Raw genomic sequence first — 23,576 nt, 5'->3', positions numbered from 1 at the left:
ATGCCGCAAACAGATGTCCGGGAACTGCTCAAGGAATCGCCGATGCGGTGGCAGCAATTCCTTGCCGTCGCTCTATGCATCCTTGCCAATTTGGGGGACGGTTTCGACAGCGCGGTGATGGCGTTTGCCGCTCCCAACATCTCCTCGGAATGGGGCGTGGCGGCGTCGACCCTGGGCGTTGTGTTCGGCGTTCTCGCCCTGGGCACGATGGCGGGAGCGTTCCTGCTGGCGCCGCTCGCGGACCGTTATGGCCGGCGGGTGATGATCCTGTCGGCGAGCGCGTTTCTGGCGGTGACGATGGCGCTTGTCCCGTTCGTGGAAAATGTTACCCAGCTGATCGCCTTGCGCTTCCTGACGGGCGTCGGCGTGGGTGTGATCTTTCCCAATCTCAATGTGCTGGTCATCGAATATTCGAACAACCGGCTCGGCAACCTGCTGGCGTCGACCATGCATATCGGCTTTGCGCTGGGCCTGGCGGTGTGCTCGGCCGTCGCCGCCACGTTGATCGCGGCCTTTGGCTGGCAGGCGATCTTCTTTTTCGGGGCCGCGATCAACGCGACCGTCTTTCTCGTAGGGCTCTATTATCTTCCCGAATCCCTCGATTTTATCTTGGCCAAACGGCCGCCCGGTGCGCTCGAGAAACTGAACAAGATGCTCATACGCTGGGGACATCCGCCCGTGGAAAGCCTCCCGCTCCCGGAAACAAGCGGCTATGAAAGCCGCTCGCTGCGCGAACTCCTCACCAATCGCACGATCATGTTCGCCACATTGCTATTCGGCATCGCAGCCCTGACCCATTATTTCTGCACCCATTTCAAGATCAACTGGACCCCGCAAATTCTGATCGACGCGGGCATCACATCGACCACGGCGATGTCCAGCGGCATGCTGATGGCGCTGGGTTCGGCACTGGGCACGTTAGCCTATGGCAAGCTCGCTTCGTCCCGCCACGCACTGTGGTGGGTGTGCGGCGGCTATGTCATCGCCGCGATCCTGATTTTCATCATCGGCGAGCTTCCCTCCGATCCTGTCCTGCCGCTCGGTGTGCTGTGCCTGCTCAGCTTCTTCCTCGTCGGCTCCTGGATCGGCCTGCTGATCCTCGCCACGCGCTTCTATCCCCCGGCCATGCGCAGCGCGGGCCTGGGCTTCATGATCGGAATCGGGCGCTTCGGGGGCGTACTCGGTTCCTATACCGCGGGCATGCTGATGGACCGGGGCTGGGAGCGGGCCGACTTTTTCCCCGTCTATGCGATGGTCTCCATCGTCGGTGCCTTCGCTGTTGGGATGCTGGCGATCATGCTGGTTGCAGGCCGCGCCAAGCCAGCACCCGAACGGCAAGCCTGATCCGGCCGGGACTAGGCAGTCCTATTTTTTCGGCGTGAATTTGGCCACGGCGCCGATCGTGCGCAGCACGTTGAGCAAATCGCGCACGCCCCAATGCTCGACGACCAGCCCGTCGACGACGCGATCAAAGCACATCGAGGCCATCTTGATCCGTTTGCCGCTGGCCTCATAATCCATCAGCCGGCCACTATGCGTGGCTTCCAAGGTCCAATGGGTCGCGACCATATCGCCCTCGGCGGTCTGGCGGTGGACGGTCGTTTCGATATCGCTCATCGCCTTGCGAAAGCGTATCTCGCGCTCGATCCACATATCGAGGCTCGGCGGCGAATCCGCGCGGCCATGATAGATGACGTCCTTCGAAATCGCCGCCATCGAGACTTCGACCGGCTCGGCATGTTTTGCGTAATAGACGGCGGCGGCCGCCTTGTTCGCTTCCAGCAAGGCTTTCTCGTCGGACATCAGTTCGTACCCCACACTTCGCGCGCCACCTCGACGACCAGGCGCAGCTTGGCCGCCTGGCTTTCCACCGCGATGTCGTTCCCCTTCACCGTGGAGGAAAAACCGCATTGCGGGCTGAGGCACATCTGTTCGACCGGCAGATATTTCGCCGCCTCCTCGATCCGCCGCAAGATAGCGTCGCGATCCTCCATCGTATCGAACTTGGTCGTAACCAGGCCCAGCACGACGGTCTTATTCTTGGGCACGAAACGCAACGGCGCGAAATCGCCCGAGCGCGCATCGTCATATTCGAGGAAATAGGCGTCGATCGCCAGCTCGTTGAACAGCACTTCGGCGACCGGCTCATAGCCACCCTCGGCCGCCCAGCTCGATCGGAAATTGCCGCGGCACAGATGGACGGCCGTCACCATGCCTTCGGGCCTGTCGGCAATCGCCATATTGATGAAGCGGGCATAGTCGCGCGGAAGCTGGTCGGGATCGAGCCCGCGTTCGCGCGCTTTTTCGCGCTGCGTCGTGTCGCACAGATAGGCGAGGTTGGTGTCGTCCATCTGCACATAAGTGCATCCGGCTTCGCCCAGGCTCTGGAGTTCGGACGCATAGGCGGCGGCGACATCGGCATAGAATTCTTCGAGGTCCGGATAGATTTCGCTCGAAATCGCCTCGCGGCCACCCCGGAAATGCAGCATCGTCGGCGAGGGAATCGTGACCTTCGGCGTTTGACCGGTAACCGACTGTAGATACTCGAAATTGGCACGTTCCACGTCGTGACCGTGTGACACCTTGTCGACTACGGTAATGACCGGCGGCGCAAAACTCTGCCCCCCGTCGCTCTTGGTGATCTGCAGCTTCGGTGCGCGCGTAATGGCTACCCCGTCCAAATGCCTCAGGAAATCGGTGTGAAAGGCGTTCCGGCGAAACTCGCCATCCGTGATCGAACGCAGGCCCACATCTTCCTGCAGGCGGACGATCTCGGCGATCGCCACATCTTCGGCCTCGCGTAGCCCATCTGCATCCATTTCCCCCGCCGCATGCTTTTCACGGGCCTCTAGAAGCGCGGTTGGCCGCAGGAAACTGCCTACATGATCTGCGCGGAAGGGTGGAGCCACCGGATTCTGACTCATATGCTTCACCTGTCTTTCTTTAACATGACTCAATTAAGCTAATGATACGGTTCATTGATCTTTTGGAATTGATACGCAAATCGCCGCGCCAAGGCAACGCCCGTCCGCGCGCCGATGTTTTTGCTGGCGGATCTAGTGGAGCGCGCAACCGCGGTAGGATTTGGGACTGGCTCCAAAGCGCGCTTTAAACGCACGGCTGAAATGGGACGCGTTCGAAAAGCCCATCGAGAAAGCGATTTCGGTGATCGACAAGGCCGCGCAGCCAGGTTCGCGCAGAACTGCCGCGCAACGTTCGAGGCGCGTCCGCCAGATGTAGCGGCCCAGCGGCTCCTGATCGGCGAAGATCGCCTGAAGGTGGCGGCTGCTGCACCGCATGGCGGCGGCGACACTCTCCACGCTCAGATTTGGGTCATGGATATGGCGGTCGACATATCCCCTGACGCGCACCCGGATCTTATCGCGATAGGAAACCCCCTCGCTGCCCACGACCTGCTCGGCGATCGCAACCTGGAGAAGATTGATCGCCACGTCGGACATTTCCGGCCTTGTCATGCCCAGATGCTCGGCGCTTTCATAAAGGCCTGTCAGAAAGTTGAAAGCGAGCGAGCAAACCGCGCTGTCATGAGGGAACTGGCGCTGCAGGATATTCGTCATGCTCGGCGTTCGCGCTGTGAGTTCCTGACGCGGAACGATGCCGACGAGTTGCCTGGCGCCCTCCTCAGCGTACAGCGCGTCACAATTTCTGGAGAACCGATAGAGCCCCAGCGTTCCGGGACGAAGGATGTTGGTGTGGCCGCGATTTTCGATCCTGACTTCGCCCGAAAGCTGCATGACCATCATTAGATAGTCCTGCGAATCCTCTGGTGGCAGGACATCGGCAAGATCGGTCGTAAGCCGGTTGCAGTTCTCGACCATCCAAAAGGTCAGCTCTCCCACATTTCGCGAATGCAGGTTCTGAGAGCCAACCGAACCTTCGGATCGTGATCCGCGACTTTCCACACCCTCTCCATATAAGGGCTCTCTTCAGGGCCCATTCCCCGCGAACGATACCGGTTTCCCTTGCCTCGTCAACGCAGCGCGGACCTGCCTACGGAGCGCCGTGCGAAGACGCCGCCCGGCCGTTTCGGACCGGACGGCGCTCAATCGTTGCCAGCCATCCCGCGGTGGGTGGTTCGAACTCGAGATGCAAAAAAGAGTTCTGCCATGGCATGCAACGATCTATCCGCGAGGCAACTCAGAAATTGACGCGCGCGCCGATCCGGAAAAAACGCCCTGTCGGATCGTAAAGCACCGGGTTGTACGAGGCGACCGCCGTCGGCCCCAGCGACGGATGCGAGTTAAAGATATTGTTGATCGAACCGAACAGCTCGAAATTGTCGGTGACATCATAGGAGGCGGACAGATGGACATAGGTTCGGCCGCCAAGCCGATTGTCATTGATGCTGTTCGGCAGGTTCACATTGTAGCCGGGATCCTGGGGCCCAACATTGCCCACGTTGAACAAACCGGATGTAAGCGTGTGGGTCTGGATCGATATCCGCGCCGGCCCGGTCCGATATGTCAGCGAGGTATCGATCGTCCAGTCCGGAACGCCCGATTGCTCGCCCGTCGGGAAGCCGTTCATGCCCGCCCGGTTCACCCGGGTGCCCGAACTGTCGATCGTGGTCAGCGCGATATTGTGGGTCGCAAGCGCGCGGAATGTGATCTCGCCCGGCAATGAGAGGCCATCGAGGTTCGTGTTGAACAGGAATTCGAAATCGATACCGCGTGCGATCAGCCCGTTGAGATTCTGATTCACATTGTCGAGCCGGGTAATGAGGTTGGTGGTCGGATCGCGCGTGATGAACTGGCAGAATTGGGTTGAACCGGCGAGACAGCGGTTGAGCAGCGTCTGGCCGCCCAGCGTTGCGATTGCGCCTTCCAGCTGGATATCGAAATAATCCACCGAAAGGCTGAGATTGGCACCGCCCAGCCAGGAGGGATCGGGCGAAAGCACGACACCCGCAGTCCAGGTATCGGCCTTTTCCGGTTCGAGCGCCGGATTGCCGCCCGTAAATGTCGTCACGTTGATATTGGTGTTGGTGACGGGATCGACGATAAAGGTCTGTGTGCTCGCCAACTGCGAGAACAGTTCGACCATATTGGGTGCCCGGATATCGCGAGAACGCGCTGCGCGGAAGCGAACGCCGTAGATCGGCTCCCAGACAAGGCCGACCTTCCACGTCGTGGCATTGACGGTCGTCTGTGAATTGAGGGAATTTTCGCGGCTGTAATGGGTCTGGCGGATCGCGCCGTTTAGCTCCAGCCGGCGGGCCAGCACGAAGTCGTTGGCCAGCGGCACGACCGTTTCGGCATAGCCTTCGACGACCGAGATCTCGCCGTCGATCGGCGCGGCGTTATTGGTGAGAAAGCCGCTTGCCGTACTGATCGGATCGGCCGTGCCGCGCGCGGTATCGGCGCGATATTCGGCACCTGCAGCTATCGAAACCGGGCCTGCCCAGGTGGAGAAGAGATCGCCACGGATATTTGCCGCGATAACGTGCTGCGCATAATGGAAATCCGAAGTCGAGGTGCCGAACGAATAGGCGACCGCCGCATCCGAGGCATTGCCAATGCCGAATGGATTGAACGGCGCGCAGCCATTTGTCGGGTCCGAAAGAGTCGAACGGCAGACCGGCTGGCCGTTGGTGCCCATCACTGCATCGACGGCGCGGCGGAAATTGGCATTGATCCTGTTGTTGGTCGCGCTCTCGTTGCTGTCGGTTTCGCCATATTGGTAGTAGACGTCCCAACCCCAGCCGCCGCCGAGTTCACCGTCGAGGCCGGCGGTAATCCGGAAATGGGTGCGACGCGCATCCTTTTCGGACAACCCTCCCTCGCGGCTAACACGGCCGAGCCCGAACGAGGTGATGCCGAGCGTGTCCATCCGCTGCGCGATCTCCGCAGGGAGGAACACATTATCGCGCGTGATGGGAATGGTGTTGTCGAAAGGCTGGGCTCCATATGCTTCGGCGTGGACGCGGCCATAGGTCATTTGCGCGAAGGCGGTGATAGAATCGCTGAGTTCATAGTCGACATTGGCGAAGGTCGAGAGCCGGTCGAACGGTGCCTTGAGCAATAGGTTTTCGTGAATCAGCATCCTGCCCGAACCGCCGATCATAAAAAAGGCGAAGGGAGATGCGTTGAGCCCGAATTCGAACGGCACGTCCGAAACGCTGCCGTCGGGATTGAACTGGACGCCACGCAGCGGGCCGTCCTTGATGAGGCCGGCCTCGGTCATGTTGGCCATATGGACATAGCCGAGTGTCAGTGCGGGCTGTCCGTTCGCGCCCGCCCCGCCCGGATTGTTCGTCGAAAAATAGAGCGACGTCCCGTCTGGAGAGCACCAATCATAGTAGAAGCAGTCATTCATGCCGGCGCTGTCGACATATTCTGCGGCAACCACGAAATGTCCGCGACCGTCGGCGAACTCGCTGCCATAGGCGGCGCTAAACTGATATTCTTCCTGGTCGCCATACGTCGAAATGCCGAACTGGCCTTCAGCCCGGAACCCTTCGAGATCGGTGTCGAGAATCAGGTTTACGACACCCGCAACGGCGTCCGAGCCATAGGCCGCGGACGCGCCGCCCGTCACGACTTCCGCGCGCTCGATGATGTTGCTGGGCGTGAGGTTGACGTCGAAGGTACCCTGCGTCGTCGACGGCGCCGAACGCCGGCCGTCGATCAACACCAGCGTCCGCTGCGCACCGAGGCCACGCAGATCGAGCAACAGCGAGCCGGCGTTGGCCTGGGTGAAGCCCACAACCGCGCCGCTATTTTGCGGACGGAATGCCGGCAGTCTGTTCAGTGCTTCGCCGACATTGGTATCGCCGTTCTGCTGAAGCTGTTCCGCGCCAAGGACGGTCAGCGGCGTGGGGGAGTTGAAGCCGGAGCGTGCGACGCGGGAGCCCGTGACGACGATCAATCCCTGATCGGCCGAGGCCGCCTCTTCGGCAGCTTCGTCCTGCGCATAGGCCGGGGAGTTCCAGAGCACGGCGCCGAGTGCCGCGAGGCTTGCGGCACCGAATATGCGACCGCGAGAAAATGTGCGTTTCATGGGAGCTCCTGTCCTTTGTACATGCTGATTTGTTCTGATGAAGGTTTCCGTCATCGCGCTTCGGCCCGGGCCGAGACCGGCTCGATCCGGCGATGGGCAAAGCGCCAGCGGCCTCCGCTCAACGCGATCCGGTCATGATATTGAGCAACGGAATGAACCGGCGCATCCCCTGCCCCTGAAGCGATCATGACATAGGTTTGCGCCGCGCAGCCTTCGTCTGCGCCGGTGATATAGGGCAATCCGAGAATGTGGCGATTGCCGCCGGGGCCGTCCTGTCCGATCTCGTAGAGATGGGCGACCATATCGCGGATCGCCGACCGGCCTTCGTAACAGCCGCTCCTCGCCTCGAACACGCCATCCGGCGTGAAATTGTCTACATAGCCGTCAAGGTCACCGCTCTCCAATTTGGAGGCATAGTCAGCGATGAGTTCCATGACGTCCAGCCGTTCGCCAACGGTCAGTTGCTTTGGCATCGTTCCCCCTGAATTTATACCTTTTCTGATCTCAGAAATCAGGGAGACCCGCGATGTGTCAATGCCGTCAGGCGGCCTTTTGATGTCCGTTCGGATGCAGAAAAGCTTTTGGGCGGAAGGAGCAAAGCGAGGCTATCCGGTGCCGCATATCTCGACTCTCATTCATGGGCCGGGGACGTTCTTTATGACCAAGACCGAGTCGCGGCCGCAGCGCATCGGCAACCGCCGTGCAACAGGACGTCGACTGGCCAGGGAGCGTCTGCGACCAGCATTCGATAAGCCTTCTTGAACCGCAAGCCGGTCTTTGTTCGGCCACGGCACATTGCCTTCTCGCCGCGCCTGCGCAGCGTGGCGATTCCCATCAGAAACCAGCCCTATGCGCACAAGGAAACAAGGAACCGCAATGTCCGCTGAGTCGCTTTTTACGCCATTCACGATAAAGTCGTTATCGTTGCCGAACCGCATCGTGATGGCACCGATGACCCGGTCTTTTTCGCCCGGTGGCATACCGACCGACGATGTCGCCGCCTATTATCGCAGGCGAGCAGAAGGCGGGGTCGGCCTGATCTTCACCGAAGGGACGGCGATCGAGCGGCCAGCGGCAAAAAGCAATGACGCCCATCCCGATTTCTTCGGGCATGGACTCACCGGCTGGTCAAAGGTTTTCGAGGCGGTGCATTCCGCCGGTGGGCGCATCGCACCACAACTCTGGCATGTCGGCTCGGTCCATCCCGAGGAGAAGGACGGCAACGACCCTAACGAACCCATCGACAGCCCTTCGGGTATTCGCGCGCCGGAAGGCGCATTCGGCCAACCCATGACCGAAGAGATGATACAAGACACGATCGACGCTTTCGCGGCATCGGCGCGCCACGCCCAGAAAATCGGAGCAGACGCGATCAACATCCATGCAGCGCACGGCTATCTTATCGACCAATTCTTCTGGGCGTTGACCAACCGACGGGATGATCGCTGGGGCGGCGAAGACATAGGCAGCCGTTCGCGTTTCGCGGCCGAAGTGATCCGCGCCATTCGCAGCGCGGTCGGCCCCGATCTGCCGATCATCATCCGGCTATCGCAGTGGAAGCAGCAGGATTACACCGTGCGGCTGGCGACGACGCCGACCGAGATGCACGCGTGGCTCGAACCGATGGCCGACGCCGGTATCGACATGTTCGATTGCTCGCAGCGAAGGTTCTGGGAGCCGGAGTTCGAGGGATCGGATCTCAATTTCGCCGGCTGGGTGAAGAAAATCAGTGGCCTGCCGACGATTACCGTCGGCTCGGTCGGCCTTGACGCCGAATTTCTCTCCTTCTTCACGGACCGGAAGATGGCCCCCGCCCCGGTGGATGAGTTGGTGAGGCGGCTAGAGCGTGGCGATTTCGATCTCGTAGCCGTAGGCCGTGCGCTGCTCGGCGATCCGCATTGGGCGGAGAAGATCCGCGAAGGCCGCGCTTCGGAACTTCTGGCTTTCGATCGGTCGGTTATGCGGACGCTTACATGAGCGCCGCCGCCACAGACCTTCTGTCCAAAGGCTATAAGGCGAAGCTGCTCACCATTCTCATGATGGTGTGCGCCCTCAACCTCACCGACCGGCTGCTCGTTCCAGTGCTCGCCGAACCGATCAAGCTGGATCTGGAGCTCTCCGACACCCAGCTTGGCCTGCTGACGGGCCTGGGATTCGGTCTCGTCTACACGGCGCTTGGGCTGCCGGTCGCCTGGCTGGCGGACCGGTTCAGCCGGGTGAAGATCGTCTCGGCCGCGGTAATCGTCTGGTCGTCGATGACAGCGATGACCGGGATGGCCGGCAATTTCGTCCAACTGCTGGTCCTGCGCGCCGGTGTCGGCGTCGGAGAGGCCGGTTTCCTCCCGCCAACCGCCTCGCTCCTGAGCGACCATTTTCCCGCCAACCGCAGGGGGGCCGCGATGTCAATCGTCCAGCTGGGGTCGCCAGCATCGACGATCATCGGCGGTATTCTCGCGGCATGGATCGCCGCGCATTGGGGTTGGCGGACCGCGTTCGTCGCTATCGGCCTCCCAGGCATCCTTTTGGGCATTCTCGCGCTGACATTTCTGCGCGAGCCGCCGCGCGGCCTTGTCGACGGCATCACAGAAAAAGCACCGACAAAGCCATTCTGGTCGGTAATCCGCTCGCTACTGGCCAAACGGTCCTTCCGCCATCTGATGATCGGCGGTTCGCTCGCGATGCTCGGGCTCAATTCGATCGGATCGTTTATGACCCCATTCTTCATGCGCGTGCACGGGCTCGAACTTGCCCAGGCCGGCACCACATTCGGGATCGTCCAATTCGTCGCTGCGGTGGCCGGGCTGCTCGCCGGCGGTTTTGGCAGCGATCGCCTCGCAGCCAAGGACATACGCTGGCGTGCCTGGGGGCCTGCGATATTCCTCGCGCTCGCCAGCCCTTTCTACCTGCTGGCCTTTTCGGCCGACTCGGTCGTGATGTCGGTCGCATTTATCTTGATGGCCGGAATCAGCTTCTTCATCTTCTTCGTCCCGACGATCACAATCACGCAAAACCTGGTCGGCGCGGAATCCCGGGCGACGGCTGTCGCGCTCTATTCGCTGGGCGTCAATCTGATCGGGATGGGGATCGGCCCGACGCTGGTCGGCCTTGCGAGCGACCTTTTTGCACAAAGCGACTTCGGAACAGCGGACTTTATCCGCGCCTGTCCGGGCGGCGTAGCGCCCGACGGCGCGGTTCCGGCCTTGGGCGAAGCCTGCGCCTCTGCGGCTGCCTATGGCCTGCAGGGCGCATTGATGCTCGTCGCCTGCGTCTATCTGTGGGCGGCCTTGCACTATTATTTGGTTGGCCGGTCTCTGCCGCAGGAATCGCAAGCGGCAGGTTGAACGGGCTAGGAGACGCTGTCCTTGCGGAGCGTCCTGGCCGCGAGCAGGAAGTGCAGGGCCGACCAGGCAAAAACGATCATGCCGCACGCCAAGGCGATCTGAAGCCCGCCCGCCGCGGCGCCCCGGCACGCCTCCGCATAGATGGTGCCCGGAGCGCCGACGCCGCCGGGGCACAAGGCGTCGAAATCGCCCAATGCAAAGCGCTGGCGTGCCAGGATGTCGCTGAGCAGTCCGTATAGTGCCGGTCCGAGCGCACCGGCCATGCTGCCGATCAGCGCATAAACGGCTATGGCCGACGCGCGCATTCGGGCCTCCATCATGTTCTGCAGCATTGCGTATGTCGGAACGAGGTAGACGAACAGGGCGATACTGCCGGGAAAGATGAGCAGCGCCGCCGGCAAAAGATTTTCCTGGAGAAAGGCCGCGGCAAAGAGCGGGCCGGCCAACGCCAGAGAGAGAGCGGGCCACCAGGCGTGCCAGCGGCGATCCCGCGTCGCGGCCCAATCCGAACCGAAGCCGGCGAGCAGCAGGCCGATCGTCGCAGCGCCGGCCTGCATAAAGCCGAACATAAGCGCCGCCTCGTGCAGCGAAAGACTGTGCACACGGATATAGAAGGGACTGAGAAATTGGCCGATGCCCGTGAGCCCAATATGGGCAAGCGATCCCGCGATAATGACGTGGATCGCCGCCGGTCTGGCGAGAATGCTCCGCAGCACGGCGCCGAACGAAGGATGCGCGCCCTTGGCCTCGGGCATGCCGTCGGCAAGGCCGCGCGGCGGCTCCTTGAGGCCGAACTTCACGAGCAGCGCAATGACAATGCCCGGAATGCCGGCCGCAAGGAAGGCGACGCGCCAATCCCAATAGATGACGATCGAGGAAACCACCGCAGCCCCCACCAACGCAGAGATCGGCGAGCCCAACTGGATGATCGATATCGCCGAGGCACGGCGCGTCGGTTTGAAATGGTCGCCGATCAGCGAATTGACCGCCGGGGTAAAGCTCGCCTCACCGACGCCCACGCCCACACGGCACAGCAGCATCTGCCAGAAATTGACCGCCGTGCCGCACAGCGCTGTCGCCAGCGACCAGAAGAAAACCGAAATCGCCAGCAGGTTGATGCGGCTCTTGCGGTCTGCAAGCCGGGCCAGCGGAATCCCCATAACCGCATGAAATAGCGCGAAGGCGAGGCCGCCCAACAGGCCAAGCTGGAGGTCGGACAGCGCAAGGTCGCGCTTGATCGCTTCGGCGAGCAGCGAGAAAATGAAACGATCAGTATAGTTGAACGTCGAGACGAGCAGCAGGACGAAGAGCAGCCAGCGCGTATAGCGCGCCGAGAGCAGTCGCGCGGAGTCTGGGCCGCTCGCTGCGGCCGCGCCTATTTCCGCCATGCGGTCGCCGCCGGATCATTGGCAGGGCGGCGCTGCAATGGCCGGGCGTAGGAAAGGTCCTCGCGGTCCCAGCGGCCGGGGCCGGAAGGCGGCAATCCCAGGCCCGTCACGGTCGCCGGCCCCTCGGTACGGACGTCTGGGAGATATTCGCGGATCAGGATACGCCATTCGCCGTCCCGCTTCTCGAACAGATCGATATAGCGTGCGCCCCCGATATCGAGTTTTTCGTCCTTTCGACGCATCAGGTTGATGAGGTAGCTTTCGACATGCGCCCGATCGCCATCGATATCGACGGTAACATTGGTCAGGTGGTGCTGATGCATGTCGAAGAAACTGTCATGTCCCTGATTGCCCCAGGCGATGAAATCCGCGAGCGAGCCCGAAAAGGCATGGCCGTAATTGACCTGCGCGTCCGGCCAGAAGGCGCTGCTTTCCAATTCCTCGTCGTGCCGATCCAACCCCCGGCAATACCGCCAGAGGCATTCGTGAATACCCAGCCGGTCCTCGGCGTAAACCTGCCTCGCCTCGATCGCCTCGATCCGCTCGCGCAGAGCGGCAATCGCCATTGATTGATCCTCGCCCATCGTTTTCTTTCGTCCTGTCGTTAGTTTCGCGGGCCGCCGAAAGGCCTGGAATAAGACGGATCGCCTTCGCCCCATTTGCCGACGGGAAATCCCGAGGCATCGAAATCCAGATGCTCGGCATCGAGCATCATATCCACGACGAGCAGGCGCGAGATGATCTTCCATTCCCCGCCGCGCTGTTCGAAACGGTCGATATAGCGGCCGACCCCGATGCTGACGCCGTCGCCGATCGCGCGGTGGAAGAACTGGACATAGCTTTCAACGTCGGCGCCCGAACGATCGTCATCGAACGCGACATTCTGATTGGTGATGTTGTGCGAATGCTGGGTCCAGCGCTCGGCGTGCGAGGCGTTACTCCACTCGACGAAATCGTCGAGATCGCCCTCGAAGCGCTTGCCGTAGAATATTTCCGCCTCGGGCCAGAAGGCGCTGGCGATCAGCGCACCATCGTGCCTATCCAGTCCGCGCGTATACCGGCCGAGGCAATCGCGGATCTTCATCCGGTCGATCAGCCATTGCAGGTCGGATTGCGAAATCATGTCTTCTGTGTTCATCGCGACGCGCTCAGCCCTTGTCGGTTGCAAGATACCGGAAAAGATGCGGGTTGGCATAAACCTTGGGCGGTCCGGCGCCGGGGCGACTGCCTATCGCGATCGCCCGTTCCGCGGCAGGGCGCGCACCGATGCGTTCGACCAACGCAGCAACATTCGGATAACGTTCGACGTCTTCCTCTTCGAGGATACGGGACAGGAAGGCAGCCCAGCCCCAAAGAGCCATGTCGACGATCGAATAATCGTCGCCGACAAGCCACTCCCGTCCGGCCAACCGGTCCTCCACTATGTCGAAGTGGCGCCGCGCCTCGAACAGGTAGCGGGTGATGGCATAGGGCTGCTCTTCCGGCGCCGCGTGCCGGAAATGCACCGATTGGCCGCTATAAGGCCCGAGCCCACTCGCGATGAACATCAGCCAGGAAATCATTTCGGCCCATTCCGGAGAGGAGCGCTCCGGTACGAACATTTCGTGCTTTTCGGCAAGGTAGAGCAGGATCGCGTTACTATCGAAAACCACGCGGTCTCCATCGACGATGACCGGAATCTTGGCATTGGGATTCAAAGCCAGAAATTCTGGTCTATGCTGCTCCCCCTCGCCGGTATTTACCCAGATCGGTTCGTAAGGGACGCCTGCCTCTTCGAGAAATAGCGCAACCTTTCTGGGATTTGGGCCGCCGCCGAGATAGAATTTCACCATGCCGCTTCCTGTCCATATCTTCGCAGCGAGCTAGGATTGCCCAGGGCCTGCTGTCAAACCGTTCCGGCCCATCCGGTGCAGCCCAGATAGGCGAATAAACATCAATGTTTTCAATATATTATTATAGCCATCAAACCGGGCTTTCCGGTCTGGGATTCGCCTGGGGAACAAAGATACTTCCTAGGCGGCACAGTCCGCTTTCATCGGCCGCTGCAAAGCATTTGTTTCGGCCGCCTTTTCCAGCATCAGGGCGCGATATTCGCGCGGGGTGGTTCCGTACCGCGCCCGGAAAACCCGGCTGAAATGCGATGGATTGCTGAATCCCAGCGAGAAGGCGATCTCGGTAATGGATCGATGCGCGTGGCAGGGATCAGCAAGCGCCGCGCTGCAGCGTTCCAGTCTCATCCGCCAGAGATAACGGCCGATGCTTTCCGCATCGCCGAACATCTTCTGCAGATAGCGGGTACTGCAATGATTGGCCCGCGCGATCGCTTCGACGGAAAGCCCCGGATCGTGAAGGTGCGTATCGACAAAGCTCTTGATGCGGGAACGGAATTTTTCCTGCCGCGTATGGCCTTCGAGCCGCGCTTGCTGTTCGTCGAGCGCCACCTGCAGCAGCCGGATCCCGATATCGCCGAGTTCGTGCGCGAACGCTGTGCCAGAGGAATCATTGTCGTAAAGCGACGTAAAAAAGCGAAACGCCATCGCCATGGCTGGGCTTTCTGCGGAGAATTGCCTTTTCATGACGCGGTCGAGATTGGGGTTGCGCGCGGCAAGAAGGCGCTTCGGCATCGACACGACGAGTTGCGAATATGGCCCCTTGATCCGGCAGGATTTCGAAAAGGCGTACAGCCCCCAGCTGCTGGGGGTCAGCGTCTGAGCGCGGCCGCCGCTTTCGAGCAAGGCCTCGCCGCTGAGATGGAGAACGAGCTTGACCTCCTCGACGTCATCGCCTTCCGCGATGCCGTTCGGCATCGGCCGGAGTTCCCGACTGTCGCGTTTCCAGAACTTCAACGCCCCCATATGCTTGACGCCCGATCCGGGACTGGCAGGTGGCGGATCGGCCGCCGCCAGCGCCCCACCATTGTCATGCAACATCCTCGCCTCCCAACACGAACCACAGCGCGAATTGCGAAGTGGCATTCGCGGATACCGGTCTTCACCCCCAATATTTCGTTCGGCGCTATGCCGTTCGGCAGGTGAAGGCCGCCCGCGGCATCCCGGATTTGCTCCGTGTGACGTCGCGTAAGGGATATAGTTCGAATTTCTAACTAAATGTCAAGCGAAGATGGATGTCCGATAGGCGGGCGTCGGCGATATCAGGGGCGCCATTCCGCTTCCTCCCAAACATCGACCAGCGTATCGAGAAACTCCTTCATGGCCTCGCGGCCACCGGGAAGATGGTCGATGGAACCGAGGCGCTCGATGCAGATCAGGTTGATTTCGGTCATGATGGCATCAATCACTTCCTGTCCTCGAGAGGTCAGATGGATATGCAGCGCACGACCGTCGCTTTCGTCGGTGGACCTTTCGGCGAGTCCCTTGGTGATAAGGCGGTCCATCCGGTAGGTGATCGTTGCGCGTGACAACCCAAGCCGCACGCCCAGCTCGGACGGCCGCAGCGAACTGGCGCTGCGACTTGCGCTTATCGCGCTCATCAACCGCGAATCGGCTCCGCTGATATCGAAACGCCGTGCGATCCTGTCCATCAATTGACCGATCAGCACGCCCATCCGGACAAGATACAGCGTTATAGCAAAGGAATTCGGCTCTATATTTGCCGGAATGCCCTCCAATTCACGCGTCACATCATACGCTTTTCTCACCACTTTCACGCTCATAGACTGGCTCTCCACAAACCCTTTCGTTCCCGATTTCGATCCTCGATATGAGAGTTGGCGATAAATACCCAATATTCCGCCCGGGATCGAAATGCGACTGCAAGCTGGATGCCGCCCTATTCTGCTGCACGAATATCGTAATCAAGACGCTGTTGGTAAGTCGCATCATAGATATCCGGCAGGCCGCTATCGGCAATGATCGTGCGATGCGCGATCAACCATTGGCCGTTCACCCGCACCAGGCGATCATATTCGCGCCCCTGTTCCAACAGCTGCGGCGGGGTTTTGACATCGCCATTGATGATGCCCGTCCAGATGAAACTGGCGGTGGCCTCATCTCCGGCAACCTCGATCACGGCGTTGCTCAACAGCATGTGGAAGGTCCCTTCGGGAAGCGCATTCTCGCCGCCCAGTTCCTCATAGGCACGGTTGATGCCCTCACGGCCACGATAGATCCGGCCGTTGATATCCAGCACGCCATCGGGGATGAAATAGGCGTCGAAACCCTCATCATGCGTGCCGCCCAGCCCCGCGTAATAGCGCACGATGAGATCTTCGATCGCGATCCGATCGATCATGGCCTGTATTTGGCCGTCATGCGGGGCCATCCCTTCGCCGTGAACATGCTCTGGATTATCCTGCGCATGGGCTCCCGGCGGAATGGCGAGCGTGAGGACGGCGGCGAAGATGATCGGCAGGCGCATTGTTTCTCTCCCATTGCAGGCCGCCGATCATCGCAGGAAGCGTTGCGATGGCAAGCGGCGCCCTGGCGGGAGACAAGCGCTGCTCTGTGTATCCGCCAGCCTTTTCCGCTTTCTCCGTCGGCATATCCGCGATGATGAAAAACTGTTCTTCTCGGCATTCGTGCACGAGGAGGAGGAAGACTTTAGGGAACTCGATCCGGAGGTGCCTGGCAACGAAAGCAGCCATTCGAAGGAATTCCTGTACGAACGCCCGTCGGCGGCTGGCTGGTCGGTCGTTTCGTTCGTCGATCCGCTGCCGCATGATGTGCCAATCATGAGTTCCAACCTCTGCCGTTCGCAAACGGTCGAGCGTTTCGATCGAGACGGAGCGTGCCATCGTTTGAGAAACGTCCGATTTCCGGGTTCGGGTAATTTTCGGAAATCGCGATGGCTGGCGGAGAGGGTGGGATTCGAACCCACGGTACCCAGAAGGCACAACGGTTTTCGAGACCGCCCCGTTCGACCACTCCGGCACCTCTCCGCAAGCGATTGGCGCGCCCAAATGAATTGGGCGGGTCGTTCGAGCCGCGCGCCTTAGCTTACCCCACAGCGCTTGCCAAGCCAGTCCTTGCCTCGCCAAATCGCAATACTTACATTGGGATGGAGATGGACAATGGCATTCCCTCCCTCGCCGCGCGCGGCGTACTCGGCAAGGACGCGCCGCCGATCGCGCATGCGCGCTTTTCGATCGGCGATGTCGTGCGCCACAGGATGTTCGATTTCCGCGGCGTCGTCTTCGATATCGATCCCGTTTTCGCGAACAGCGAGGATTGGTACCAGGCCATCCCCGAAGAGGTCCGCCCTCGCAAGGATCAGCCTTTTTATCACTTGCTCGCCGAGAACACCGACAGCAGCTATGTCGCCTATGTCAGCCAGCAGAACCTGTTGCAGGACGAAAGCGAAGAACCGATCGATCATCCGGCGATTTCCGGCATTTTCGACGAGTTCACCGAAGGCCGTTACACGCTGCGCCGCGAACACCGGCACTAAGCCGTTCGCCAATAGCGACTTCCGTCGCGCAGCGGTGCGATTCCCCATTTGACAGCGGGCACCGCGCGGCTCACCTTCCGAAGAAAATAACGCTAAAAGAGGACGCATGATGGCGCAATCGGGCCCGGATATCGGCGAAGAGGCCGCGCAATCGACGATGGCGCTGGGGCCGCTGGCCGGTCTCGCCCGAGAGGATTTCGTCGGCGCGGTTGCGGTGATGCTGCAACAGACGGCGGCGGATCCGGTGAAAGCGGTAAAGCATATGCAGGGCTTTTCCGAAGACGTCGTCCAGATCATGACCGGCAAATCGCAGCTAACTCCGGAGCCGCGCGACAAGCGCTTCATGGATCCCGCCTTCCAGTACAATCCCTTCATAAAGGCCGGGATGCAGTATTTCCTCGCCGTGCAGAAAGGCATGAAGAGCTGGCTCGACGATCTCGATCTCGACCCGATCGAGCGCGACCGGGCAAGCTTCATCTCGCAGATCATCATCGACGCCGTCGCCCCCACCAACACGCTGGCTGGCAATCCGATGGCCCAGAAGCGGCTGATCGATAGCGGCGGACTATCGCTGATCAAGGGGCTGAAAAACGCCTATGACGACATGGTCAACAACGATTTCATGGTCAGCCAGGTCGACAAGACGCCGTTCACCCTCGGCGAAAATATCGCGACCTCGCAAGGCGCCGTCGTCTTCCGCAACGAGATGATGGAGCTGATCCAGTATACGCCGCAGACCCAAGAGGTTTACGCGATCCCGCAGCTCACGATTCCGCCGCAGATCAACAAGATGTATATCAACGATCTCTCGCCGGAAAAAAGCGTCGTCAAATATCAGGTCGACAACGGCATCCAGACCTTCGTCATCTCCTGGCGCAACCCGCAAAAGGAGCACGGCCATTGGGGCATGGACGATTATATCGCGAGTTGCATCGAGGCGATGGACGCGATCCAGGAAATCACGGGCGCGGACACGATCAACCTCTCAGGCGGCTGTTCGGGCGGACAAACGCTTTCCGTGCTGCTCTCCAAGCTTGCCGCCGACGATGACAAACGCGCGGGCGCAGCAACGATCATGGTCTGCGTGCTCGAATCCAAGCCCGACGACACCGAGGCGAGCTCGCTGGTCTCGCAGAACAGCCTGGAACTCGCCAAGCGCCGGGCATCGCGGGCGGACATCATCCCCGGCAGCGATCTCACGCGCGGCTTTGCATGGCTCAGGCCCAACGACCTGATCTGGAATTACGTGATCAACAATTATCTGATGGGCGGCGACCCGCCGGCCTTCGACGTGCTGTTCTGGAATGCCGACGCTACCAATCTATCGGCGTCGCTGATGGGCGATTTTCTCGGACTTTACGAAGCCAATGCCTTCGCGACGCCGGGCGCGGCCCATGTGGCAGACCACGATCTCGATCTTACCAAGGTCACGAGCGACCTGTTTATCCTGGGTGGCGTGACCGATCACATCACGCCTTGGCGTGCCTGCTATCGTTCGACCCAATTGTTCGGATCGAAAAACGTAGAGTTCATCCTTTCGCAATCGGGGCATATGCAGGCGATCCTCAACCCGCCCGGCAACCCGAAGGCCAAATATTTCAAGGCGAAAAAGAAGGGCAAGATGCCCGCCTCGGTCGATAAATGGCTCGAAGGCACCGAAGAAGTGCAGGCGAGTTGGTGGCCGTACTGGATGGAATGGCTGCACGCGCGATCGGGCGAGCGCGTAAAGGCGCCCAAAAGCCTTGGCAGCGAAACCCATAAGCCGATGGAATCCGCCCCTGGCACTTATGTGTTCGACTAGCGGATGCCGGAATCGGGAAAGACTATGACATGAGCAGAACTCGCCAGCGGGAACCCGCAATCACCATGGAAACGGTCGACGGCCGAGAACTGCGCGTTGCGCATTGGAAGGCCGAAACCGGTTCTGCCGGCCATTTGCCGCTGCTGTTCTTCAACGGCATCGGCGCAAATCTCGAAGTCGCCACGCCTCTCGCCGAACGGCTGCCCGACCGCGATTTCATCACGTTCGACATGCCGGGGGTCGGCGGTTCCCCCGATCCGGTGATACCCTATAATGCGATCCTGATGGCGCGGATCACCGCGATCCTCCTGAAACAGTTCGATATGCCGCAGGTCGATGTGATGGGGGTAAGCTGGGGCGGTGCGATGGCCCAGCATTTCGCGCTCCAGCATTCGGGCCGCGTCAACCGGCTGATCCTCGCCGCGACGACGCCGGGGATGATCATGGTGCCGGGCAAGCCCGAAGCGCTCGCCAAGATGGCGGATCCGCGCCGCTATATCGATCCCGCCTTCATGCAGAAGCATTTCAAGACACTCTATGGCGGTTCGCAAGAAGGATCGGACGGCCATGTGACGCGCATCAAACCGCCGTCCAAAACCGGCTATTTCTACCAGCTTTTTGCGATGCTCGGCTGGACGAGCGCGCCTTTTCTGCCGTTCTTGCGGAAACCGACGCTGATCATGATGGGCGCCGACGATGCCATCGTGCCGCTCGTCAATGGCAAGCTGCTCGCCTCTTTGATCCCCAATAGCGAGATGGCTGTGATCGAGGATGGCGGCCATCTTTTCCTCCTCAGCCACGCGGAAGAATGCCTTGATACGATCCGCGAATTTCTTGACCGGCCCGATCCTGGCGAAGCGGGCGGCAGAAACGCGGCCGCGGCCTGATTTTCCCGACCGGCTCGGTTGACAACCGCCGGTTCTTCCCATATTTGGCCCGCTTTCCCGCGCGGGGGATCGGCCGTGGCCGTTTGCCTGTGCGGATAGCAGTTTTGATGGGAAGTAAGACGATGTTCGCAGTGGTGCGCACGGGCGGCAAACAGTATCGCGTCGCCGAAGGTGACATTATCACGGTCGAGAAGCTCGCCGGCGAGGCGGGCGATGCCGTATCGTTCGATGATGTCCTGATGGCCGGCGACGGCGGCACGCTGAAAGACACCAAGGGTCTTTCGGTGGGCGGCGAGATCCTCGAGCAGGGCCGCGGCGACAAGGTTCTCGTCTTCAAGAAGAAGCGGCGCCACAATTATCGCCGCAAGAACGGCCATCGCCAGTATCTGACGGCGGTGAAGATCACCTCGATCGGCGGCGCCAAGAAGGCCGCGCCGAAAAAGGCGGCAGCCAAAACCGAAGGCGAAACCGAAGCCAAGGCCGCACCGGCGGCAAAGGCTCCGGCCAAGAAGAGCACGACGACGGCCGCAGCCAAGAGCGGTACCGCCGCCAAGGCACCGGCAAAGAAGGCTCCGGCTAAAAAGGCGCCTGCCAAAAAGGCAGCCCCGAAAGCCGAAGATAAGGACGCGTAACGATGGCACATAAGAAAGCAGGCGGTTCTTCGCGTAACGGTCGCGATTCGAACCCGAAATTCCTCGGTGTGAAAAAGTTCGGCGGCGAAGTGGTCGTGGCCGGCAACATCATCGTGCGCCAACGCGGCACCAAATGGTATCCCGGCAAAAATGTCGGCCTCGGTCGCGATCACACGATTTTTGCGCTCGTGGACGGCAATGTCCGCTTCAACAAAGGTCGCAACAACCGAACTTTTGTGAACGTGGAAATGGCCGAAGCAGCCGAATAGGGACAGTCGATAAAGGGCTGTCCCAGAAGCGGGCAGCCCGATGGTTCGATAAAACGGACCGATTGAGGGAGACGGGCTGGCCCGGTCTCCCTTTTATTTTGTCTCCCTCATATAACCGTCATCGGACGTCGCTAAGGGGACGGCTGGGGGCGGCATGGAGAGAGACATGTTCGCGGTTACGAAGAGACTGCTGTTACGGCCCGCATGGCCTGAAGACGCGCCCCAGCTTGCCAAGGCAATTGCCGACAAGCGTATCGTGCGCAATCTGGTCACCGCGCCCTGGCCTTATGGCCTGGCCGATGCCGAGCAATTCCTCGCGCTGCCGCGCGATCCCCAATATCCGAACTTCCTGATCACCGACCGGGTTGAAGATCCCCGGCGGATCATCGGCAGCGTCGGCTTTCACGATCGCGAGGGCACGCCGGAGCTCGGCTTTTGGCTGGTGCCCGATCGCTGGGGCCAAGGCCTTATGCCCGAGGCCGCGGAAGCGGCGATAGCCGCTGGCCGGCATTGCCTCGGCTATGGCCGGATCCTCTCGGGACATTTCGCCGACAACCCGAATTCGGGCCGCGTCCTCCAAAAACTCGGTTTCCGGAAAACCGGGCCGATGCGGCAATTCAGCCTGGCCCGAGGCGAAGATGTCGAGGGTTTCGAATTCGCGCTCGAGGCCGAGGAGGTCGAGCAACCCGCCGATATCGAACCGGCCATGGCGGCCTAATGCCGATCCTCCCCTGCTTGGGGAGGATCGTCGCGCCGCCTAGGCGGGAACCGGTTCGGACGCGCCGGGTTGTGGCGCGCCCGCCAGCGCATCGCTGAATTCGCTGTCGACGAGCTGGATCAGCTTGCGGTCGTCATGGTTCCACGGGTGGAAGCCGGGCAGGAAATAGGCGAGCCAGCCGGGGATGGCTTTCCGCAAGATGCCGGGCTTCAGGAACATGTGCCGGAAGATGCCCCAGTTCGCGCGCCAGCCGGTAATGCCGTCCTGCTGCAGCAGATATTTCATGCCCTTGATCCGGTTCACCCAGAAGAAAACGGTGATCAGCAGCATCACGCGCGTCTTGAGTTTCCAGCGCTGCCAGCGAGTCCAGTCCCTGGTTGCATGGAGCCAGGTATCATAGGCGACGCCCTTGTGCTCGATCTCCTCGATCGCATGCCAGCGCCACATATCGGCCCATTCCTTGTCGACATCGTCCCACCAATGTTCGTTCTTGAGGAACAGCCGCGCCATCAATGCGGTATAATGTTCGAGCGCCATGGTAACGCAGAGATCGACGATGGCCGGACGCCCGCGCGTCGCCGCCATGGAATCGATCACCACCTGTTCGAGCGGCTGGATATCATAGCCGGTTTCGGCAACCTTCCGGTTGAAGGCTATATGTTCGCGGCTGTGCATCACTTCCTGCATCGTGAAGGCGCGGATTTCGCCAGCAAGCTTGGGCGAAACGCCCTCGCGGAACGCCTTTACCGATTCGATGAAAAAGGCCTCGCCCTTCGGAAAGGTGATCGAAAGCGCATTGTTGAACGCCGTTGCAAAGGGATCGCCGCCAAACCACCAACGCTCCTGTTTCAACTCGCGGCCGAAGCGCAGGTCGCGCGGCGTTATCTCGAGGTCGACAGGGGTCTTGTCTTTAGCCATGGTGCGACTCCATTAGGGCTCCAATTTCAGTATCTGAACGCTACTTACATATATGTCAATAACCAAGAAACGCCTAACCCCGGAAGAGAGCCGGACCGCCGCGCTGGACGCTGCCCGCGATATCCTGATCGAGGCTGGTCCGCAGGCCGTGACCCTAAAGGCTGTCGCCGGCCGGATCGGCCGGACGCACGCCAATCTCCTCCATCATTTCGGATCGGCGTCGGGCCTCCAGCGCGAACTCGCACGGACACTGGCCGAAAATGTCTGCGCCACGATCGGCGAGACGGTGATGAAAGCGCGTGCCGGCGAGGAAGACCCGCGCCGCATCGTCGATATGACCTTCGACGCTTTCGACAAAGGTGGCGCGGGGGCGCTGGCGAGCTGGATGATCCTGACCGGCAACGAGGATGCGCTCAATCCAATTGTCGAAGCGATCCATAATCTCGTCGACCAATTGGGCGAAGGGCATAATGAGGAATCTGTCCCGCTCCATCAGGAAACGCTCCAGCTGGTGCTGATGGCGCTCGGCGACGCACTGCTCGGCGGGCCACTGGCAAAATCGCTCGGACTGCCGCGCGAAACCGCGCGCGAAATGGCGACCGGGCAGCTCGACGCCACACGGGAGAATTACGGCTTCGCCAACGACAGGTAAAACGGGAGATCGAAGGCCATGCGCAGACAAATTTCCCTGGCAGTTAGCGGCCTCGCCATCGCGATGCTGGTCGCCTGCGGCGAGAATGGCGAGGTGACGGCGGAGGATGTCGTTGCGGAAGAGGCCGCTCTCGATGCCGCGCCAAACTACGCGACACTGGCGATTTCCAGTCCGAGCTGCCAGATCTTCGACGGCTGGATTGATGCTGGGAAGCCCGAAAACGGACCGATCGATCCCATCAGCAATCGCATTTCGTTCGGCGAGAACGGCTCTATTCTCTGGAACGGCGAAACGGTCACGCGCGACGCTCTAGGCCAATATCTGGATGTCGTTGCGATCATGCAGCCGGTCCCGCCGACGATTCTCGAACTGACGGGGGCGGAAAATTGCGCCGAGATCGAGGATGTAACGCGAGCCGTCGAAGAAGCGGTTGGTTGCGCGAACGCCGCCTGCCGGTACATGATCGGCGAAGCCGGTGAAGCCGCCGAAGGAGGCTGATCGGACCGCGCCACCTATTTGAAGTCCGACCTGTAACGCCATTTCG

The 23,576-nt window shown here is 60.7% G+C and carries 24 protein-coding genes and 1 tRNA gene; 11 read left to right on the top strand and 14 right to left on the bottom strand.

Features of this window, described 5'->3' with window-relative positions; all coding sequences use genetic code 11:
- Entirely contained in the window at nt 1-1,344 is a 1,344-nt protein-coding gene (locus H6P80_RS05290; RefSeq protein ID WP_185800268.1) for an MFS transporter, read from the top strand.
- Nucleotides 1,345-1,365: 21 nt separating this feature from the next.
- On the opposite strand, the gene H6P80_RS05285 is transcribed toward H6P80_RS05290, so the two are convergent.
- The 5 genes from H6P80_RS05285 to H6P80_RS05265 form a co-directional block, all read right to left on the bottom strand.
- Nucleotides 1,366-1,803: an ester cyclase gene (locus tag H6P80_RS05285; protein ID WP_185800267.1), complete on the bottom strand. Its 438-nt coding sequence runs from the start codon at nt 1,801-1,803 to the stop codon at nt 1,366-1,368.
- Entirely contained in the window at nt 1,803-2,924 is a 1,122-nt protein-coding gene (locus H6P80_RS05280) for a 5-methyltetrahydropteroyltriglutamate--homocysteine S-methyltransferase (RefSeq protein ID WP_185800987.1), read from the bottom strand. Before H6P80_RS05280 ends, H6P80_RS05285 begins: the two co-directional genes overlap by 1 nt.
- Before the next feature lie 132 nt (nt 2,925-3,056).
- Nucleotides 3,057-3,839, bottom strand: coding sequence for a helix-turn-helix domain-containing protein (locus tag H6P80_RS05275; protein WP_185800266.1), 783 nt, complete (start codon nt 3,837-3,839; stop codon nt 3,057-3,059).
- Between the two features lie 319 nt (nt 3,840-4,158).
- On the bottom strand, nt 4,159-7,020 hold the full coding sequence (locus H6P80_RS05270; protein WP_185800265.1) for a TonB-dependent receptor plug domain-containing protein: 2,862 nt from the start codon (nt 7,018-7,020) through the stop codon (nt 4,159-4,161).
- A 50-nt stretch (nt 7,021-7,070) separates the two neighbouring features.
- The gene (locus H6P80_RS05265; RefSeq protein ID WP_185800264.1) at nt 7,071-7,493 is read right to left on the bottom strand and encodes a nuclear transport factor 2 family protein; all 423 of its coding nucleotides are present in this window, start codon (nt 7,491-7,493) and stop codon (nt 7,071-7,073) included.
- 376 nt (nt 7,494-7,869) lie between these two features.
- On the opposite strand from H6P80_RS05265, the gene H6P80_RS05260 reads away from it, so the two are divergent.
- Nucleotides 7,870-8,997: an NADH:flavin oxidoreductase gene (locus H6P80_RS05260; RefSeq protein WP_328804934.1), complete on the top strand. Its 1,128-nt coding sequence runs from the start codon at nt 7,870-7,872 to the stop codon at nt 8,995-8,997.
- Complete coding sequence (locus tag H6P80_RS05255; protein ID WP_185800262.1) at nt 8,994-10,361, top strand: spinster family MFS transporter; 1,368 nt, start codon at nt 8,994-8,996, stop codon at nt 10,359-10,361. The genes H6P80_RS05260 and H6P80_RS05255 overlap by 4 nt, the downstream gene beginning before the upstream one ends.
- A 5-nt stretch (nt 10,362-10,366) precedes the next feature.
- Here H6P80_RS05255 and H6P80_RS05250 read toward each other — a convergent pair whose 3' ends face one another.
- From H6P80_RS05250 to H6P80_RS05215, 8 genes are all read right to left on the bottom strand, one after another.
- On the bottom strand, nt 10,367-11,749 hold the full coding sequence (locus tag H6P80_RS05250) for a spinster family MFS transporter (RefSeq protein WP_185800261.1): 1,383 nt from the start codon (nt 11,747-11,749) through the stop codon (nt 10,367-10,369).
- The gene (locus tag H6P80_RS05245) at nt 11,737-12,315 is read right to left on the bottom strand and encodes a nuclear transport factor 2 family protein (protein ID WP_185800260.1); all 579 of its coding nucleotides are present in this window, start codon (nt 12,313-12,315) and stop codon (nt 11,737-11,739) included. The genes H6P80_RS05250 and H6P80_RS05245 overlap by 13 nt, the downstream gene beginning before the upstream one ends.
- 38 nt (nt 12,316-12,353) lie before the next feature.
- The gene (locus tag H6P80_RS05240; RefSeq protein WP_185800259.1) at nt 12,354-12,887 is read right to left on the bottom strand and encodes a nuclear transport factor 2 family protein; all 534 of its coding nucleotides are present in this window, start codon (nt 12,885-12,887) and stop codon (nt 12,354-12,356) included.
- Nucleotides 12,888-12,897: 10 nt separating this feature from the next.
- Nucleotides 12,898-13,581, bottom strand: a complete 684-nt coding sequence (locus H6P80_RS05235) for a glutathione S-transferase family protein (protein ID WP_185800258.1) — start codon at nt 13,579-13,581, stop codon at nt 12,898-12,900.
- A 180-nt stretch (nt 13,582-13,761) separates the two neighbouring features.
- Nucleotides 13,762-14,679 (bottom strand): helix-turn-helix domain-containing protein, encoded by a 918-nt coding sequence (locus H6P80_RS05230; protein ID WP_185800257.1) that lies wholly within the window; start codon nt 14,677-14,679, stop codon nt 13,762-13,764.
- Nucleotides 14,680-14,900: 221 nt separating this feature from the next.
- On the bottom strand, nt 14,901-15,422 hold the full coding sequence (locus H6P80_RS05225; protein ID WP_185800256.1) for a MarR family winged helix-turn-helix transcriptional regulator: 522 nt from the start codon (nt 15,420-15,422) through the stop codon (nt 14,901-14,903).
- A 116-nt stretch (nt 15,423-15,538) separates the two neighbouring features.
- Nucleotides 15,539-16,126: a nuclear transport factor 2 family protein gene (locus H6P80_RS05220; RefSeq protein WP_185800255.1), complete on the bottom strand. Its 588-nt coding sequence runs from the start codon at nt 16,124-16,126 to the stop codon at nt 15,539-15,541.
- Nucleotides 16,127-16,557: 431 nt separating this feature from the next.
- Nucleotides 16,558-16,646: transfer RNA gene (locus H6P80_RS05215), tRNA-Ser, on the bottom strand.
- A gap of 119 nt (nt 16,647-16,765) precedes the next feature.
- Here H6P80_RS05215 and hspQ point away from each other — a divergent pair.
- The 6 genes from hspQ to H6P80_RS05185 all read left to right on the top strand — a co-directional run bounded on the left by hspQ (nt 16,766) and on the right by H6P80_RS05185 (nt 21,462).
- Nucleotides 16,766-17,155: a heat shock protein HspQ gene (hspQ, locus tag H6P80_RS05210; protein ID WP_185800254.1), complete on the top strand. Its 390-nt coding sequence runs from the start codon at nt 16,766-16,768 to the stop codon at nt 17,153-17,155.
- 106 nt (nt 17,156-17,261) lie between these two features.
- A complete protein-coding gene (locus tag H6P80_RS05205; protein WP_235973721.1) occupies nt 17,262-18,956 on the top strand; it encodes a PHA/PHB synthase family protein in 1,695 nt (564 codons plus the stop codon).
- Between the two features lie 29 nt (nt 18,957-18,985).
- Entirely contained in the window at nt 18,986-19,843 is an 858-nt protein-coding gene (locus H6P80_RS05200; RefSeq protein ID WP_235973720.1) for an alpha/beta fold hydrolase, read from the top strand.
- Nucleotides 19,844-19,965: 122 nt separating this feature from the next.
- Nucleotides 19,966-20,475 (top strand): 50S ribosomal protein L21, encoded by a 510-nt coding sequence (gene rplU / locus H6P80_RS05195; protein WP_185800984.1) that lies wholly within the window; start codon nt 19,966-19,968, stop codon nt 20,473-20,475.
- A 2-nt stretch (nt 20,476-20,477) separates the two neighbouring features.
- Complete coding sequence (rpmA, locus tag H6P80_RS05190; RefSeq protein ID WP_185800253.1) at nt 20,478-20,744, top strand: 50S ribosomal protein L27; 267 nt, start codon at nt 20,478-20,480, stop codon at nt 20,742-20,744.
- Between the two features lie 166 nt (nt 20,745-20,910).
- Nucleotides 20,911-21,462, top strand: a complete 552-nt coding sequence (locus H6P80_RS05185; RefSeq protein WP_235973719.1) for a GNAT family N-acetyltransferase — start codon at nt 20,911-20,913, stop codon at nt 21,460-21,462.
- Nucleotides 21,463-21,501: 39 nt separating this feature from the next.
- Here H6P80_RS05185 and H6P80_RS05180 read toward each other — a convergent pair whose 3' ends face one another.
- Nucleotides 21,502-22,380: a metal-dependent hydrolase gene (locus tag H6P80_RS05180; RefSeq protein ID WP_185800251.1), complete on the bottom strand. Its 879-nt coding sequence runs from the start codon at nt 22,378-22,380 to the stop codon at nt 21,502-21,504.
- A gap of 52 nt (nt 22,381-22,432) precedes the next feature.
- On the opposite strand from H6P80_RS05180, the gene H6P80_RS05175 reads away from it, so the two are divergent.
- Entirely contained in the window at nt 22,433-23,032 is a 600-nt protein-coding gene (locus tag H6P80_RS05175) for a TetR/AcrR family transcriptional regulator (protein WP_185800250.1), read from the top strand.
- An 18-nt stretch (nt 23,033-23,050) separates the two neighbouring features.
- Nucleotides 23,051-23,530 (top strand): hypothetical protein, encoded by a 480-nt coding sequence (locus H6P80_RS05170; RefSeq protein ID WP_185800249.1) that lies wholly within the window; start codon nt 23,051-23,053, stop codon nt 23,528-23,530.
- Nucleotides 23,531-23,576 lie beyond the last annotated feature (46 nt).

The organism is Parasphingopyxis marina, assembly GCF_014237875.1.
Taxonomy (GTDB): Bacteria; Pseudomonadota; Alphaproteobacteria; order Sphingomonadales; family Sphingomonadaceae; genus Parasphingopyxis; species Parasphingopyxis marina.
The sequence above is the reverse complement of the archived record's forward strand: the minus strand, read 5'-3'. Positions and strand labels throughout refer to the sequence as shown.

Excerpts from the sequence above, each read along its gene's own strand:
- H6P80_RS05280 (WP_185800987.1), bottom strand. The coding sequence starts at position 2,924 with ATGAGTCAGAATCCGGTGGCTCCACCCTTCCGCGCAGATCATGTAGGC.
- rplU (WP_185800984.1), top strand. The coding sequence starts at position 19,966 with ATGTTCGCAGTGGTGCGCACGGGCGGCAAACAGTATCGCGTCGCCGAA.
- H6P80_RS05285 (WP_185800267.1), bottom strand. The coding sequence starts at position 1,803 with ATGTCCGACGAGAAAGCCTTGCTGGAAGCGAACAAGGCGGCCGCCGCC.
- H6P80_RS05205 (WP_235973721.1), top strand. The coding sequence starts at position 17,262 with ATGATGGCGCAATCGGGCCCGGATATCGGCGAAGAGGCCGCGCAATCG.
- H6P80_RS05255 (WP_185800262.1), top strand. The coding sequence starts at position 8,994 with ATGAGCGCCGCCGCCACAGACCTTCTGTCCAAAGGCTATAAGGCGAAG.
- rpmA (WP_185800253.1), top strand. The coding sequence starts at position 20,478 with ATGGCACATAAGAAAGCAGGCGGTTCTTCGCGTAACGGTCGCGATTCG.
- H6P80_RS05220 (WP_185800255.1), bottom strand. The coding sequence starts at position 16,126 with ATGCGCCTGCCGATCATCTTCGCCGCCGTCCTCACGCTCGCCATTCCG.
- H6P80_RS05175 (WP_185800250.1), top strand. The coding sequence starts at position 22,433 with ATGTCAATAACCAAGAAACGCCTAACCCCGGAAGAGAGCCGGACCGCC.
- H6P80_RS05240 (WP_185800259.1), bottom strand. The coding sequence starts at position 12,887 with ATGAACACAGAAGACATGATTTCGCAATCCGACCTGCAATGGCTGATC.
- H6P80_RS05250 (WP_185800261.1), bottom strand. The coding sequence starts at position 11,749 with ATGGCGGAAATAGGCGCGGCCGCAGCGAGCGGCCCAGACTCCGCGCGA.
- H6P80_RS05185 (WP_235973719.1), top strand. The coding sequence starts at position 20,911 with ATGTTCGCGGTTACGAAGAGACTGCTGTTACGGCCCGCATGGCCTGAA.
- H6P80_RS05265 (WP_185800264.1), bottom strand. The coding sequence starts at position 7,493 with ATGCCAAAGCAACTGACCGTTGGCGAACGGCTGGACGTCATGGAACTC.
- H6P80_RS05180 (WP_185800251.1), bottom strand. The coding sequence starts at position 22,380 with ATGGCTAAAGACAAGACCCCTGTCGACCTCGAGATAACGCCGCGCGAC.
- H6P80_RS05290 (WP_185800268.1), top strand. The coding sequence starts at position 1 with ATGCCGCAAACAGATGTCCGGGAACTGCTCAAGGAATCGCCGATGCGG.
- H6P80_RS05170 (WP_185800249.1), top strand. The coding sequence starts at position 23,051 with ATGCGCAGACAAATTTCCCTGGCAGTTAGCGGCCTCGCCATCGCGATG.
- H6P80_RS05245 (WP_185800260.1), bottom strand. The coding sequence starts at position 12,315 with ATGGCGATTGCCGCTCTGCGCGAGCGGATCGAGGCGATCGAGGCGAGG.
- H6P80_RS05225 (WP_185800256.1), bottom strand. The coding sequence starts at position 15,422 with ATGAGCGTGAAAGTGGTGAGAAAAGCGTATGATGTGACGCGTGAATTG.
- H6P80_RS05230 (WP_185800257.1), bottom strand. The coding sequence starts at position 14,679 with ATGTTGCATGACAATGGTGGGGCGCTGGCGGCGGCCGATCCGCCACCT.
- hspQ (WP_185800254.1), top strand. The coding sequence starts at position 16,766 with ATGGAGATGGACAATGGCATTCCCTCCCTCGCCGCGCGCGGCGTACTC.
- H6P80_RS05235 (WP_185800258.1), bottom strand. The coding sequence starts at position 13,581 with ATGGTGAAATTCTATCTCGGCGGCGGCCCAAATCCCAGAAAGGTTGCG.
- H6P80_RS05200 (WP_235973720.1), top strand. The coding sequence starts at position 18,986 with ATGAGCAGAACTCGCCAGCGGGAACCCGCAATCACCATGGAAACGGTC.
- H6P80_RS05260 (WP_328804934.1), top strand. The coding sequence starts at position 7,870 with ATGCGCACAAGGAAACAAGGAACCGCAATGTCCGCTGAGTCGCTTTTT.
- H6P80_RS05275 (WP_185800266.1), bottom strand. The coding sequence starts at position 3,839 with ATGGTCGAGAACTGCAACCGGCTTACGACCGATCTTGCCGATGTCCTG.
- H6P80_RS05270 (WP_185800265.1), bottom strand. The coding sequence starts at position 7,020 with ATGAAACGCACATTTTCTCGCGGTCGCATATTCGGTGCCGCAAGCCTC.